The 268-nt window shown below is 55.6% G+C and carries 1 protein-coding gene; it reads left to right on the top strand.

Annotated features, from left to right (window positions below):
- Positions 1-268 (top strand): hypothetical protein (locus tag SB756_RS30690; protein WP_410913318.1); only part of this gene is annotated, 268 nt, incomplete at both ends.

The raw sequence follows: 268 nt of genomic DNA, 5'->3' as shown, positions 1-268 counted from the left end.
TACGCTTTGGCGCGTTTGAAATACGCCGCTATCAATCGCAACTGTGGTGGATTAAATCCGTTGCCGGGCAAAGCGAAACCATTGTGCCGTGGCAGACGTGGCTACAACCGCTGGAATTACCGGCGGGGCTGGGAAGTGTACAGCTTACTGCGGGAGTCGATATTCGCCCTCCGCGTGCAGACGAAGCGGTCAGCGTGCGTTTCAAAGCGCCAGGATTGCTGCATATTGTCGGTCGCAACGGCGGACGTAAGCTAAAGAAAATCTGGCA

Source organism: Pseudomonas sp. SIMBA_068 (genome assembly GCF_046534705.1).
In the GTDB taxonomy this organism is placed as follows: Bacteria; Pseudomonadota; Gammaproteobacteria; order Pseudomonadales; family Pseudomonadaceae; genus Aquipseudomonas; species Aquipseudomonas putida.
Note: the sequence above shows the minus strand (reverse complement) of the source record. Positions and strands in the feature narration are given on the sequence as shown.